The 13125-nt window shown below is 54.3% G+C and carries 13 protein-coding genes; 8 read left to right on the forward strand and 5 right to left on the reverse strand.

Translation table 11 applies throughout. The features are described 5' to 3' along the window. Nucleotides 1–20 precede the first annotated feature (20 nt). The 4 genes from PSH79_RS07310 to PSH79_RS07325 form a co-directional block, all read right to left on the reverse strand. Nucleotides 21–1853 carry an ABC transporter ATP-binding protein gene (locus PSH79_RS07310; protein ID WP_305441941.1) on the reverse strand — a complete coding sequence of 611 codons (1833 nt, stop codon included), beginning with the start codon at nt 1851–1853 and terminating at the stop codon, nt 21–23. Nucleotides 1854–1941: 88 nt separating this feature from the next. After that, nucleotides 1942–2505, reverse strand: coding sequence for a peptidylprolyl isomerase (locus tag PSH79_RS07315; protein ID WP_305441942.1), 564 nt, complete (start codon nt 2503–2505; stop codon nt 1942–1944). 3 nt (nt 2506–2508) lie between these two features. Then, the gene (locus PSH79_RS07320) at nt 2509–3312 is read right to left on the reverse strand and encodes an alpha/beta fold hydrolase (protein ID WP_305441943.1); all 804 of its coding nucleotides are present in this window, start codon (nt 3310–3312) and stop codon (nt 2509–2511) included. A gap of 14 nt (nt 3313–3326) precedes the next feature. After that, nucleotides 3327–4250, reverse strand: coding sequence for a LysR family transcriptional regulator (locus PSH79_RS07325; RefSeq protein ID WP_011332960.1), 924 nt, complete (start codon nt 4248–4250; stop codon nt 3327–3329). A 49-nt stretch (nt 4251–4299) separates the two neighbouring features. On the opposite strand from PSH79_RS07325, the gene PSH79_RS07330 reads away from it, so the two are divergent. From PSH79_RS07330 to PSH79_RS07340, 3 genes are all read left to right on the forward strand, one after another. Next, the gene (locus PSH79_RS07330; RefSeq protein ID WP_305441945.1) at nt 4300–4614 is read left to right on the forward strand and encodes a 3-phosphoglycerate kinase; all 315 of its coding nucleotides are present in this window, start codon (nt 4300–4302) and stop codon (nt 4612–4614) included. Nucleotides 4615–4844: 230 nt separating this feature from the next. Further along, a complete protein-coding gene (locus PSH79_RS07335) occupies nt 4845–5444 on the forward strand; it encodes an FMN-dependent NADH-azoreductase (RefSeq protein ID WP_187681376.1) in 600 nt (199 codons plus the stop codon). 327 nt (nt 5445–5771) lie between these two features. Beyond that, the gene (locus PSH79_RS07340) at nt 5772–6638 is read left to right on the forward strand and encodes a carboxylate/amino acid/amine transporter (protein WP_305441946.1); all 867 of its coding nucleotides are present in this window, start codon (nt 5772–5774) and stop codon (nt 6636–6638) included. A gap of 103 nt (nt 6639–6741) precedes the next feature. Here the strand turns inward: PSH79_RS07340 and PSH79_RS07345 are convergent, their stop codons facing one another. Beyond that, nucleotides 6742–8040, reverse strand: a complete 1299-nt coding sequence (locus PSH79_RS07345) for a mechanosensitive ion channel family protein (RefSeq protein WP_305441947.1) — start codon at nt 8038–8040, stop codon at nt 6742–6744. A 295-nt stretch (nt 8041–8335) separates the two neighbouring features. On the opposite strand from PSH79_RS07345, the gene PSH79_RS07350 reads away from it, so the two are divergent. From PSH79_RS07350 to PSH79_RS07370, 5 genes are all read left to right on the forward strand, one after another. Then, on the forward strand, nt 8336–8503 hold the full coding sequence (locus PSH79_RS07350; RefSeq protein ID WP_185036803.1) for a hypothetical protein: 168 nt from the start codon (nt 8336–8338) through the stop codon (nt 8501–8503). Between the two features lie 65 nt (nt 8504–8568). Next, complete coding sequence (locus PSH79_RS07355) at nt 8569–10089, forward strand: M3 family metallopeptidase (protein ID WP_305441948.1); 1521 nt, start codon at nt 8569–8571, stop codon at nt 10087–10089. 40 nt (nt 10090–10129) lie between these two features. Continuing rightward, nucleotides 10130–11362, forward strand: a complete 1233-nt coding sequence (locus PSH79_RS07360) for a lipopolysaccharide assembly protein LapB (RefSeq protein WP_305441949.1) — start codon at nt 10130–10132, stop codon at nt 11360–11362. A gap of 19 nt (nt 11363–11381) precedes the next feature. Next, the gene (locus PSH79_RS07365; protein WP_123452537.1) at nt 11382–11759 is read left to right on the forward strand and encodes a VOC family protein; all 378 of its coding nucleotides are present in this window, start codon (nt 11382–11384) and stop codon (nt 11757–11759) included. A gap of 8 nt (nt 11760–11767) precedes the next feature. Next, on the forward strand, nt 11768–13117 hold the full coding sequence (locus tag PSH79_RS07370) for an MATE family efflux transporter (protein ID WP_305441950.1): 1350 nt from the start codon (nt 11768–11770) through the stop codon (nt 13115–13117). Nucleotides 13118–13125: the final 8 nt, after the last annotated feature.

Below are 13125 nucleotides of genomic sequence, written 5' to 3' on the forward strand. Positions count from 1 at the left end.
CTTTTGATCTTTTTTGGCGATCAATCGATCCCGACAAACCCTCCGGTCTGGTGTGCCCACAACCGTGCATACAGTCCGCGATGGGCTAGCAGTTCGGCGTGGGTGCCGCTCTCGGCGATCTTGCCGTTTTCCAGCACCACCAGCCGATCCATGCGCGCGATGGTCGAGAGACGGTGGGCAATCGCGATCACGGTTTTGCCCTGCATCAGGGTTTCCAGGCTTTCCTGAATCGCTGCTTCGACTTCCGAGTCCAGGGCGGAGGTCGCTTCGTCCATGATCAGGATCGGCGCGTCCTTGAGCAGTACCCGCGCGATGGCGATGCGCTGACGCTGGCCACCGGACAGCTTCACACCGCGCTCACCGACATGCGCGTCGAACCCGGTGCGGCCTTCAGCGTCCGACAACAACGGAATGAACTCATCGGCGCGGGCCTTGCGCACCGCGTCCCACAGCTCTGCGTCAGTAGCGTCAGGCTTGCCGTACAGCAAGTTGTCGCGGATCGAGCGGTGCAGCAGCGAAGTGTCCTGAGTGATCATGCCAATGCGCGCACGCAGGCTTTCCTGGCCGACTTCGGCGATGTTCTGCCCGTCAATCATGATCCGCCCGCCTTCAACGTCGTACAGGCGCAAGAGCAAGTTGACCAAGGTCGATTTGCCGGCGCCGGACGGCCCGATCAGACCGATTTTCTCGCCCGGCTTAATGTTCAGGTTGAGGTCGCCGATGATGCCTTTCTTCTTGCCGTAGTGAAAATCCACGTGCTCGAAACGCACTTCGCCATGGGCCACTGCCAGCGGTTTGGCCTGTTCGTGATCGGTGACGCTGACCGGTTGCGAGATGGTGCGCAAACCGTCCTGAACCATGCCGATGTTTTCGAAAATGCCGGTGACCACCCACATGATCCAGCCGGACATGTTGACGATGCGGATTACCAGACCGGTCGCCAGGGCAATCGCGCCGACGGTGATCAGCGATTGCGTCCACAGCCAAAGGGCCAGCGCCGTGGTGCCGACGATCAGCAAGCCGTTCATGGCGGTGATCGCCACGTCCATACTGGTGACCACGCGGCCGGCCATTTGCGCTTTGACGGTCTGCTCTTCGATGGCTTCCTTGGCGTAGTGCTGTTCGAAATTGGTGTGGGCAAACAGCTTCAGGGTGGCGATGTTGGTGTAGCCGTCGACGATGCGGCCCATCAGTTTCGAGCGTGCGTCGGAGGCTTCCACCGAGCGGTCTTTTACCCGTGGCACGAAGTAATACAGCGCGCCGATATACGCGGCGATCCATATCAGCAACGGGATCATCAGGCGCCAGTCGGCCTCGGCGAACAGCACCAGCGCGCTGATCGCGTAGATCACCACATGCCACAGCGCATCCACCGCCTGCACCGCCGAATCACGCAGCGAGTTGCCGGTTTGCATGATGCGCTGGGCGATACGACCGGCGAAGTCGTTCTGGAAGAAGTTCAGGCTCTGCTTGAGCACGTAGCTGTGGTTCTGCCAACGAATCATGCTGGTCATGCCCGGGCTCAGGGTCTGATGCACCAGCAAATCATGCAGAGCAAAGAAGATAGGGCGCAGCACAAGCGCAACCACCAGCATCCAGGACAGTTCGAGGGCGTGGTCGCTGAAGAAATTCGGGTTCGGCGTGCCTTGGGCCAGGTCGATGATGCGGCTCAGATAACTGAACAGCGCCACTTCGATCAGCGCAGCAAACAGACCGACCACCAGCAGAGCGGCAAAACTAGGCCAGACCTGCTTGAGGTAATAGGTATAGAAGGGGAGCACACGGTCCGGCGGGGAGGCCGTCGGGGCGTCGCGGAATATGTCGATCAGTTGTTCAAAACGGCGATAGAGCATCAGATAACCGCCCGGAGTACGGGCTCTCCTTTTATCGGTGTGAGCGGCGCGGGATCAGGCCGACGCCGCTCGATACGCCCTGTACAGCTTAGTCGATGACTTTGGCCGACTTGATGATCACAGGGTCGACAGGCACGTTTTGCATGCCGTTTTTGGTGGTGGTTTGCGAGTTGACGATGACGTCGACCACGTCCATGCCCTTGACCACTTTGGCGAATACCGCGTAACCGGCGTCACGGCCCGGATCGAGGAAAGCATTGTCAGCGACGTTGATGAAGAATTGGCTGGTGGCCGAATCCGGGTTGGAGGTGCGCGCCATCGACAAGGTGCCGCGAACGTTATGCAGACCATTGCTGGCCTCGTTCTTGATCGGTGCCTTGGTATCTTTTTGCTGCATTTGCTGGGTGAAACCGCCGCCCTGAGCCATGAAACCCGGGATCACACGGTGGAAAATCGTGTTGTTGTAGAAGCCGCTGTTGACGTATTCCAGAAAGTTCTTGGTGCTGATCGGTGCCTTGACCGGGTCCAGTTCGATTTCGATCTGGCCGTTGGTGGTGTCCAGCAGCACGTGCGGTGCTTTTGCAGGCGTGGCAGCCATCAGGTTGGCAGCGAACAGCACGGTGCCGGCGGCGAGGGCGAGTTTTTTCAGCATGGGTCAGTGATCCTGAGATTGAATATCGGCTGCGGCGAGAAACTCCAGCAGCGTTTGGTTGAAGCGTTCGGGTTGATCGAGCGGGGTGGCGTGGCGTGAATCGGCGATCACCACCAGTCGCGCATCGGGCAGCAGTTTTACATAGGTTTCTTTCAGCGCGACGGGTGTGTAGTCATGGTCGGCGCTGACGATGAGGGTTGGACAGGTCACTCGGGAAAGTCGTTCCTGAACCCCCCAGCCCACAATCGCATCGAAGCTGGCGAGATAAGCACGTTTGTCGTTTTTTGCCCAGCGTTCGGCCATTTTCTGTCGCAGATCGGCCTGTTCCGGCTTGGGAAAAAGTTTACCGCCCAACGCCTTGCCAATAGTCGCGAGACTCAGCACCCGCATCAGACTCCAGCGCTTGAACCACTGCCAATAGTCGTCGCGGCTGCGCAGTTTGACCTCGGGGGCGCTGTTGACGATGGTCAGGCTCTTGAGCATCTGCGGCTGATCGACGGCCAGTTGAAAACCGGTCATGCCGCCCATGGATAAACCAACATAGTGCACCGGGCCGAGTTGCAAGTGCTCGATCAGTGCGACCAGATCGGCGCTGAACCCGGCGATGCTGTAGCGCTCACGGGGTTTGTCCGAGCGGCCGTGGCCGCGAATGTCCGGGACGATCACCCGGTAATGCGCGGCCAGTGCCGGGATCTGCATTTCCCAGTCCAGCGTGCTTGAGCCGAGCCCGTGGACCAGCAGCAACGGCGTGCCGTGGCCATATTCCTCATAGTGCAGGTTGCAACCTTCGTGCTCGAAATACGCCATCGGTTAACTCCGTGTCAGGCTTGTTCTGGGGCGGCGAACGGTGCGTCCAGCGGCAGGGTATCGAAGGTGCGCAGCAGTTCGATAAGGATTTGCGTGGCCGGCCCTAGCGGTTTGTCCTTGTTCGAATACAGATAGAAGCTGGAGTTGCGGTTGCCGCCCCTGTCCAACGGTAGCAGCTTGAGCGAGCCATCTTTCAGTTCCCGCTCGATCATATGCCGTGGCAACCACGCAAAGCCCAGGCCGCTGCTGACAAATGTGGCGGCGGTGGCGAGGCTGCCGACAGTCCAGCGTTGCTCGGCGCCGAGCCAGCCGACGTCCCGTGGTTGTTGGCGGCCGGAGTCGCGGATGACCACTTGCATCTGGGTTTCCAGATCCTGGAAGCTCAGCTCGCGGTTGAGCCGATGCAGGGCATGATCGGGGTGGGCGACGGCCACAAACTCGACGTCGCTCAGTTCCGCACCGAGGTAGCCGGGAATGCTCAGGCCGGTGATGGCCAGATCGGCCACACCTTCAAGCAACACTTCCTCGACACCCGACAACACTTCCTCACGCAGACGCACGCGGCAGCCACGACTCTGCGGCATGAACGCCGTCAGCGCCCTCACGATGCGTGCGCTCGGATAGGCCGCGTCGACCACCAGTCGCACCTCGGCCTCCCAGCCTTGCTCCATATGATGGGCAAGATCTTCCAGTTGGCTGGCCTGTTTCACCAGTTGCCGCGAGCGGCGCAGCAACACGCCACCGGCTTCGGTCAGCACGGCTTTACGCCCGTCGATGCGCAGCAACGGCACGCCGAGCTGGTCCTGCATGCGGGCGACGGTGTAGCTCACCGACGATTGCGAACGGTGCAGGGCCTCGGCGGCCTGGGCGAATCCGCCGTGGTCGACCACGGCCTGCAACGTTCGCCATTGATCCAGGGTCACGCGGGGCGCTTTCATCAATAGCTCCTCTTGTCCTAAGCTGGCCGTCCCTCATGGAGACTGCCGAATGAAAAAATTCTGTTGTGTGTTGCTGGCGCTGCTGCCGCTGACGGCGTTTGCGTATCCGATCGATGTGGAAAAGGATCTCAACGGCCTGAAGATCGATTACGAGACCTTCGCCACCGACAATGACATCGGCTCGATTCGGGTGGCCAACTATGGCGACGTCGATGCAGTCTGCAAGGCCGTGTTCAGCAACGGCCCGGAAGCACCGCGCACCCGCACCATCGAAGTGCCGGCCGGCAAACATAAAAACGCCACGGCCAAGTTCACCCGAGAAATCATCAAGCTGCGGATCAAGCTGACTTGCACCCCCAAATAAGCGCAGATTCCGGGTAGGAGTGAGCCTGCTCGCGATAGCGGTGGTTCAGACAAAACGTTGCTGACTGATACGCCTCTATCACGAGCAGGCTCACTCCTACAGGGTTATAGCTTGCATCTAAACGAATTTTTCGATGTTTTGCAGCAATTATTTGCGCTTTTTCATCGAATCGACTCTGTTTAATCTTCACTCCATCGACCTACAACATTCTCGGATGGAGGCTACACAACATGTCCCGCGTTCTGATCATCGAAAGCAGCGCCCGCCAGCAAGACTCGGTGTCCCGCCAGTTGACCCAGACCTTCATCAAACAGTGGAAAGCTGCACACCCTGCCGATCAGATCACGGTCCGTGACCTCGCCGTGAACCCGGTGCCGCACTTGGACATCAACCTGTTGGGTGGCTGGATGAAACCCGCCGAACAGCGCAACGACAGCGAACAGGCGTCGCTGGATCGCTCCAATGAATTGACTGACGAACTGCTGGCCGCGGACGTATTGGTGATGGCCGCACCGATGTACAACTTCGCGATCCCGAGCACCCTCAAGGCCTGGCTCGACCATGTGCTGCGTGCCGGCGTGACCTTCAAATACACCGAAACCGGCCCGCAAGGCCTGCTCAGCGGCAAGCGTGCCTACGTGCTGACGGCCCGCGGAGGCATCTACGCCGGCGGCCCGGCGGACCATCAGGAGCCGTACTTGCGCCAAGTGATGGGTTTCATCGGCATCCACGACGTGACTTTCATTCACGCCGAAGGCATGAACCTGGGGGGCGACTTCCAGGAAAAAGGCTTGAACCAGGCCAACGCCAAGCTGGCCTCGGTCGCTTGATATGTTAATCGCCAGATAATCGCTGGATGGTCTAGTGACCTGGCGCAACCCCTTCAAGGCTCTACGCGCATCGAACCTCCCTTTGCACTTTTTGCTCCTGAGTGCTGTAGCCCGATTGAACGCATTAGCGAGATCGGGCTTTTTTTTGCCTGCGATTTTTCTGGTTAAAACAATCCCTCTGTAGGAGCTGCCGCAGGCTGCGATCTTTTGATCTTGTTTTTTAAAATCAAAAGATCGCAGCCTGCGGCAGCTCCTACATGGGGATTTTGTATTGGTTGCAGAAAGTAAAACCGGCTATCGTCGCCGCCATTCGAAACAGAGGCGACCATGGGCTATCTACTTTTTGTCACGCTGATCCAGGCGTTTTCCTTCAGTCTGATCGGCGAATACCTGGCCGGTCATGTCGACAGCTACTTCGCGGTGCTGGTGCGTGTTGTGCTGGCCGGGCTGGTGTTTATCCCGCTGACCCGCTGGCGCTCGGTGGAACCGGCGTTCATGCGCGGCATGTTGCTGATCGGCGCGCTGCAGTTCGGCGTGACCTACGTCTGCCTGTACCTGAGCTTCCGCGTGCTGACGGTGCCGGAGGTGTTGCTGTTCACCATCCTCACGCCGTTGCATGTAACCCTGATCGAAGATGCGTTGAACCGCCGCTTCAACCCGTGGGCACTGGTCGCCGCATTGGTGGCGGTAGGCGGCGCGGCGGTGATTCGCTTCGACCGGATCAACCCGGATTTCTTCATGGGTTTCCTGCTGCTACAACTGGCCAACTTCACCTACGCCGCCGGGCAGGTGCTGTACAAACATCTGGTGGCGAAACACCCGAGCGACCTGCCTCATTACCGCCGCTTCGGCTTCTTCTACCTCGGTGCACTGGCGGTGGTGTTGCCGGCGTTCCTGCTGTTCGGCAAAGCCAACTTCCTGCCCGAAGCTGCGCTGCAATGGGGCGTGTTGTTGTTCCTCGGCCTGGTCTCGACGGCGCTGGGCCTGTACTGGTGGAACAAAGGCGCGTGCATGGTCAACGGTGGCACGCTGGCGGTGATGAACAATCTGCACGTGCCGGTGGGGTTGCTGCTGAATCTGCTGATCTGGAATCAGCATGAGGAACTGGGAAGGCTGTTCCTCGGCGGGAGTGTGATTCTGGCGGCGGTTTGGATCAGCCGTTTGGGTATCCGCAAATCTCAAGCCACCGCCTGACCCCCCTGTAGGAGCTGCCGCAGGCTGCGATCTTTTGATCTTGTCTTTTGAAGAAAAAGTCAAAAGATCGCAGCCTGCGGCAGCTCCTACAGGTGTTTGTGGGTTACATGAGGTGTTTCTGGGGTTCTGGAATATGCGCCGAACCGAGCACCGCCGGCAGCATTCCCGCACGCAAATCCCCGCCACTCGGCTGCTGATACAGGCTCAAACCAAACTCTGGCAGCACCGCCAGCAGATAATCGAAAATATCCCCCTGAATCCGCTCGTAATCGGCCCACACCGTGGTGCTGGTGAAGCAGTAGATTTCCAGCGGAATGCCCTGCGCCGTGGTTTGCATCTGGCGCACCATGCAGGTCATGTTCGGTTGCACCTCCGGGTGGCTCTTCAGATACGCCAGTGCGTACGCGCGAAAGGTGCCGATGTTGGTCATCCGCCGACGGTTGGCCGACATCGCCGCCACATTGCCTTGTGCTTCGTTCCAGGCCTTGAGTTCGGCTTTCTTGCGGCTCATGTAGCCGGTCAGCAGATGCACCTGGCTCAGTTTCTCTTCTTCATCGTCACGGATGAAGCGCACGCCGCTGGCGTCGATGAACAGGCTGCGTTTGATCCGCCGGCCGCCTGACTGCTGCATGCCGCGCCAGTTTCGGAACGACTCGGACATCAGGCGCCAGGTCGGGATCGACACAATGGTTTTATCGAAATTCTGCACCTTGACCGTGTGCAGCGTGATGTCGACCACGTCACCGTCAGCGCCGACTTGCGGCATCTCGATCCAGTCGCCGACCCGCAGCATGTCGTTGCTGGTCAGTTGCACACTGGCGACGAACGACAGCAGGGTGTCCTTGTACACCAACAGAATCACCGCCGACATCGCACCCAGACCCGACAGCAGCAACAGAGGAGAACGGTCGATCAACGTGGCGACGATGATGATGGCGCCAAACACATACAAAACCATCTTCGCCAGTTGCACGTAACCCTTGATCGAGCGGGTCCGGGCGTGTTCGGTGCGGGCGTAGATGTCGAGCAAGGCATTGAGCAGGGCGCTGATCGTCAGCAGCATGAACAAGATGGTGAACGACAGCGCGACGTTGCCCAAAAAGGTCATCGCGGTTTTGCTCAGTTCCGGCACCAGATGCAGGCCGAACTGGATCACCAGCGACGGCGTCATCTGCGCCAGGCGCTGAAACACCTTGTTGTGGCGAAAGTCGTTGAGCCAGTGCAGGGCTGGCTGACGACCAAGCATGCGGCTGGCGTGCAGGATCAGATAACGTGCCACTCGTCCGAGCACCAGAGCGATTACCAAAAGCAGGATCAGCGACAAGCCTGATTGCAGAAACGGGTGCTGTTCGAGGGTGCCCCAGAGGTCTTGGGCTTTGAGCCAGAGCTGTTTGAAATCCATATGAGCAACGATTCTTCTGTAAGACGCGATGGGCGATTAGAGCATTGAACCGTCTGGAACGTGTATTGCGAAGGAAATTCTGCTGCATTTTCGAGCACGAAGCTCTGAATGAGTGCGTGTAAAGAAAATGGACAATTTTCCGTTACGAACGTGAGCCGAAGCAGAAGCCGGAAAAAATGTCAGTTAATTCAGGGCAGTAACTGTTCTTCAAAATGGCGCATTTGAGTTGGCATGGCTAATGCTGAGGAGATCGCGCAAGTGATTGTAGCTTGCAAACTAACTCAAGGAGAAAGTTATGATCAAATACGAAAGCACGGAGTTTGCGAAAGTGTCGGCCTACTTTCGTTCGGCACTGATTACCCAATTGTTCGAAGAACCAGTGGATGAAGATCTTCTTTTAAATATTGAGGAAGAAATCTGTATCGATGCTGAACTTGAAGCGCTGTTGGCAGAAGTCGCTTAACTAGCAGGTTTGGAATCAGGCGAAGGAGGCGCCTCCCTCCGCTTTAATGGACAAGGATGGCTAGGATGCTGGTATTCGCCTACACAACTGTTAGCGAATCGGCCGTGCAACTTTTGAAGTGCATGGACGTTTTCTCGAGTCACCTGCGATTGGCGGGCAAAGACAAGCCTGTCGTGCATGCACAGCGTTCACTGCCTATTTATCTTGCGCTCAGAGCTAGCTATAACCTGCATGCGTGGTTGACGGGGAGCCTGTCTTCAACCGCTGATCTCGTTAGAGCTAGGACACTGCTTGAAACTGCTGAAGAAATATTGCCGGCGCTTGATGGTGGGTCTTCACGATTGTGCAATTCGGAGTTGGCCATGACCACCCGTTTGCAGGGCGTGCATGGGGCGAAGTTTCCTGCTCTAAGAGCCTTCGAAGATCAAACGTTGAATTCATTTGCTCATGCGACCAACAAGGAAAAACTGCGACTGCTGGTCCAGCTGAAAAAGATACGAGACCAACAGGCCAAGCTGGCAGGTTTCGAAAACTATATAGAAGTTCGGCAACGCTTTGACCTTTCCATTGATACGCCCGGTGCTATTTCATTTTTGACCCATTTGAATGACGGGGCAACTTCGTTATGCACCAATGCCCGAGATGAAAGAGATCGGTGCGACCCTTCAACAAAAAATCGATCGATAGTGTTTGATAATATTTTGCCAATCACCGGTGTCCGGCGATTATTGGAAATTATCGTGCGTGATGAATTTGGTCTGGACCTGGTATCACTGAACGCCGATTGCGATTCTACCCGCGAACTTATGCTTTTCGAGTTGTGCAGTACTTGCGAAGTAATAGGTTATGTACTGTTCGATTTAAGAGTAAAGGAGCCAGGTTTTTCAGGAAATCGTACGCTCCCCATTACACAGCGGGCATCTGTCGAAGATTCAATTCAGTTGCCCATTGTCTTGTGTTCGTGTGAGGTAAATAGTGCAGGAGGAAAAATTTCTTACGGTGCGCTTCTGTCCATTTTTCACGAGTTTGGTCATGCCCTGGATCACGTGCTGGATAAAAAAGAAGGGCTGAGCGCTAGGCCTGTAGATGAGCTCGAAGTCGCCAGTCGCTATGTGGAACATATATTGCGAAAGAGTATGAGTAATGGTGCATTTGAGTCTGTTTTTCCGAAAGTGATGAACGAATCACTGAAGGCATCGATAAAACTTATGTTGCGCAATCAGTTTCTGATTCAGACACCTGTCGAGTTGTTGTTTTCATTGTTCGAATTGAAGCTGTATCAATCAAATGATGTGAGTCGTGTAGAGGATGTTGCGTCGTTATTCAACAAGGCTCAAGCAAAAATAACATGTGCCCATGATGTCTCTTTTGAAACGATGCTCGGACGCTTCAGTGTGGCGAGCGTGGCAAAATATCAATGTGCGAATTATGCCTATCTATGGTCGCATTCTTTTATTGCAGAGTCATCGAGCCTCGCCGCCGCTGAGTGCCGAGACGGTGGACTTCACGGCAGGCTTACCGAATATCAATGCCGCGACTCAAGAACGCGCTCTGCGAGGCTCATAAAAACACTATCGACTCTTTAGTTAGAGTCTCGGATTTATCCATTTTCAAAAGGAGTCTGGTATGGATGAAGATAATCTTGTTGTCCAATCTTTTCGTGAGAATTCTTTTTATAAGATGATGACTGGAGTCGCCCTTCCAGACGCGCTGGACAAGTCGGAAAGCATATTGAACCGGGCTTGCAGTCGGTCCTACACCACTGCGAATTTTGATGAGTCAGGCTATCGGTATGTTCAGATATTCGAACCCGGCGTTTTGAGCGAAGTTAAGGCTATCAAGCAATGTATGAAACAAGACTCCACTACCGCGGCGCTGGAACGGTCTGGAGTCTGTCATATTGCAACGCTCGATTGGTTGAAAGAAAATCTACAGCATGCCTCGTCCATTCAAAGGTTGAATCTCGCTACAGCCTATGCAAGTTTTTGCCGGGTAAGCGAAGCGGCGAACGTAATTGAAACCTTGCAGGACATGCCCAGGACCAGTGACGGAGATCTGCAGTTCGAATATTTAATGCTGAAGTTTGTTGTCAGCAATCGCCTGCAGGATCGCGCGAGTGTTCGTATCGTCATGCAACAGTTATTGGCCATGGCCAACAGCGGGAAAATGACACCTGTGCAGATAATCGAGGTGTCCTCTCAGACCACTGTCTGGTTTCATAAAACCGGTGAGATCGAGAAGGACGTCTATGAGTGGTTTTTCAAAAAAAGCAATGACATTGTAAGAAATCCAAAGTCGCAAATTCCTGATGGGATCAAGTCCTCCTGGTACCGTGCCGTTGCAATGATCCCTGCCGAAAAAGGCAATCTGGATGCTACGCGGGAACTCATGGGGCGCGCGAAGGACTATGCGCGAAAAGCAAACGCTGAGATAACCAATCCGTATTTGTTGAATGAGCTTAAAACTTATTATGAGTCCTCGGTTAAGGAGCATCTCTACGTTTCAAAAGATTTTGAGAAAGCAGAGGCAGCGGGATTGGCGCTGTTAAAACTGGATCCCGCATGGTCTCCAAACTGGGCGGAAGTCGCTCAGGTTTACATGGAACTAAAGCACTATGATATGGCTCGACAGTTATTGAACAAAGCCATCCAGTTAGGTCCGCCCTATGTTCTTTACTTTCACTACTTGCTGGCTGAGTGTGAGTGTCAGTCGGGGGATATTGATGGAGGACTGCAACGCTACAGAAATATAGTGGAGGTTGACGGTTCAAACCGTTCTTCGGCACTTTCTGGTTTGTACTGGGCGACAAAACACAAGCATGCACAAGTCGGCTTTTTTAATTCGTTGCGTCGGGCTTGAATAAAAGGAGTTGGAATACATGAACATGGTGGGGATAGATCATGTACAAATTGAGGCCAAGGATCTCGAGGAAACCATCAGCTTCTGGAAGAGTGTTCTTGGGTTCGAGACGATCGACCTGGGCCTTCGGCTAGGTATGCGTTGGGTAATCCTGAAGAATCCCGGGAATCACTATATCAGTATTCATGAGAGTCGCTCCGTAGATAACAAACCAGGACCCAGAATTACGCATTTTGGTATTGTTGTAGACGATTTCGAAGGCTTCAGAGACTTACTCAAAACCAAGGGTGTCAGGGTAGATGCCATCAACGTCTATGACAAATCCCGCTCCTATTATTTTTACGATCCCAACAACCATAAGGTAGAAGTTTCCGAAGTGTGGGGGGGAGGGCTTTGACCACTCGAATGCACACGGTGTTTTCTGCGCAGGAATTCTACGGCTATGCCTTGATCATTGGCATCGCCAGTTCCATGCAAATGATCTGGAGTGTCTCTGATCTCTGGGTTGTAGGTGGAAAATCGACTACCTACGTAGCTGCGTTGGGACTCGTAGATGTCATCTTTGCGATAGTAACCGCGTTCGCCTACGGCATTATCGATATACATGCTTCTCAAGTGTCAAAGGCCGAAGGCCGAAACCAGTTTGTTCAGGACTATCCAGGACTTATGTTATCAGCGGTGCTGGCTGTTCTAATCAGCTGGGTTCCTGTTCAGGCGGGGGGGCTTTTTTTTGTAGACGTGTTGACTGCACTAGGTCAGTCGGCTGAAGTTCTAGCATTGGGCGAGTCAAATTATCATGCACGTACCGATGTTTATGTGCTCTCAATATTATATGTACTTATTCCGCTGGCATTAAGAATACGTGGCTATCGCAAACTATCGCTAATGCTTCTGTTTGCAAGTTTTGTAATTAAGCTGGTTCTTAATGCAAATATTTACAGCGTATTTGGTGAGTTGGCTGATAACTATCTGGAGAAAGCGGTTGTTTATACTTCCGCATGGGCGCAACTGTTTACTATCGTTGTAGGTGGTGCCTGTCTGGTGGCGATGGTGGTGAGCAACGCGGATAGACAGTTTGAGTTTAAGGTCTTCAGGCACTCGTTGATTGATATGCTGATCCATACACCGAAAATTGCCGCCTGGAATGTCAATGATTTCGTCTCCAGCGCGGTCGTTACACTGGTGTTCGGTCGACTGGGGGTCGATTATCTGGCAGCGGCAAATGTGGCAGCGAAAATCACGGGACTGTTTTATAGGGTACCTCAAGCACTGTCTGAGTCAGCACTTGTTTTCTATGGTTATGTTTTGGATAAAACAGTGGAAGACCGGAAGCACACCGCTGGATACAGTTTGCTATGTAGCGTCGCGCCAGTTCTGCCAATCAGTATAGTGTTGTTTCTTTGTGCGGATTATATTATCGATTTGTTATCGCCTGGTTTAGCGGGGGAGGTTAAATCAATAGCTGATTTCTTGATTAAAGTTCACATGGTTGTTGCATTGTTTTATGTATTGCAACACGTATGCTCGCAGTTTCTCGTGGGCGAGAGGCAAACGGGTTTTCTATTGGTGTCATCGTTGATAAGTACTTGGTTTCTGGTTGTTCCAGGCGTTATGTTGATTGCGCACGCCGGGATGGCCGGAGAGAAGATTATCATCTTCGAAAGACTTTCGATCGTACTCTTGGGGATGATAAACATGATTTTCTTTGCTCGCTTGCTTAATTCATCACGCAGGTTTCGTATTTCATTAACCTGAAAGGTAGA

It is taken from the genome of Pseudomonas sp. FP2196, assembly GCF_030687715.1.
Taxonomy (GTDB): domain Bacteria; phylum Pseudomonadota; class Gammaproteobacteria; order Pseudomonadales; family Pseudomonadaceae; genus Aquipseudomonas.

Excerpts from the sequence above, each read along its gene's own strand:
- PSH79_RS07310 (WP_305441941.1), bottom strand. The coding sequence starts at position 1,853 with ATGCTCTATCGCCGTTTTGAACAACTGATCGACATATTCCGCGACGCC.
- PSH79_RS07315 (WP_305441942.1), bottom strand. The coding sequence starts at position 2,505 with ATGCTGAAAAAACTCGCCCTCGCCGCCGGCACCGTGCTGTTCGCTGCC.
- PSH79_RS07320 (WP_305441943.1), bottom strand. The coding sequence starts at position 3,312 with ATGGCGTATTTCGAGCACGAAGGTTGCAACCTGCACTATGAGGAATAT.
- PSH79_RS07325 (WP_011332960.1), bottom strand. The coding sequence starts at position 4,250 with ATGAAAGCGCCCCGCGTGACCCTGGATCAATGGCGAACGTTGCAGGCC.
- PSH79_RS07330 (WP_305441945.1), top strand. The coding sequence starts at position 4,300 with ATGAAAAAATTCTGTTGTGTGTTGCTGGCGCTGCTGCCGCTGACGGCG.
- PSH79_RS07335 (WP_187681376.1), top strand. The coding sequence starts at position 4,845 with ATGTCCCGCGTTCTGATCATCGAAAGCAGCGCCCGCCAGCAAGACTCG.
- PSH79_RS07340 (WP_305441946.1), top strand. The coding sequence starts at position 5,772 with ATGGGCTATCTACTTTTTGTCACGCTGATCCAGGCGTTTTCCTTCAGT.
- PSH79_RS07345 (WP_305441947.1), bottom strand. The coding sequence starts at position 8,040 with ATGGATTTCAAACAGCTCTGGCTCAAAGCCCAAGACCTCTGGGGCACC.
- PSH79_RS07350 (WP_185036803.1), top strand. The coding sequence starts at position 8,336 with ATGATCAAATACGAAAGCACGGAGTTTGCGAAAGTGTCGGCCTACTTT.
- PSH79_RS07355 (WP_305441948.1), top strand. The coding sequence starts at position 8,569 with ATGCTGGTATTCGCCTACACAACTGTTAGCGAATCGGCCGTGCAACTT.
- PSH79_RS07360 (WP_305441949.1), top strand. The coding sequence starts at position 10,130 with ATGGATGAAGATAATCTTGTTGTCCAATCTTTTCGTGAGAATTCTTTT.
- PSH79_RS07365 (WP_123452537.1), top strand. The coding sequence starts at position 11,382 with ATGAACATGGTGGGGATAGATCATGTACAAATTGAGGCCAAGGATCTC.
- PSH79_RS07370 (WP_305441950.1), top strand. The coding sequence starts at position 11,768 with ATGCACACGGTGTTTTCTGCGCAGGAATTCTACGGCTATGCCTTGATC.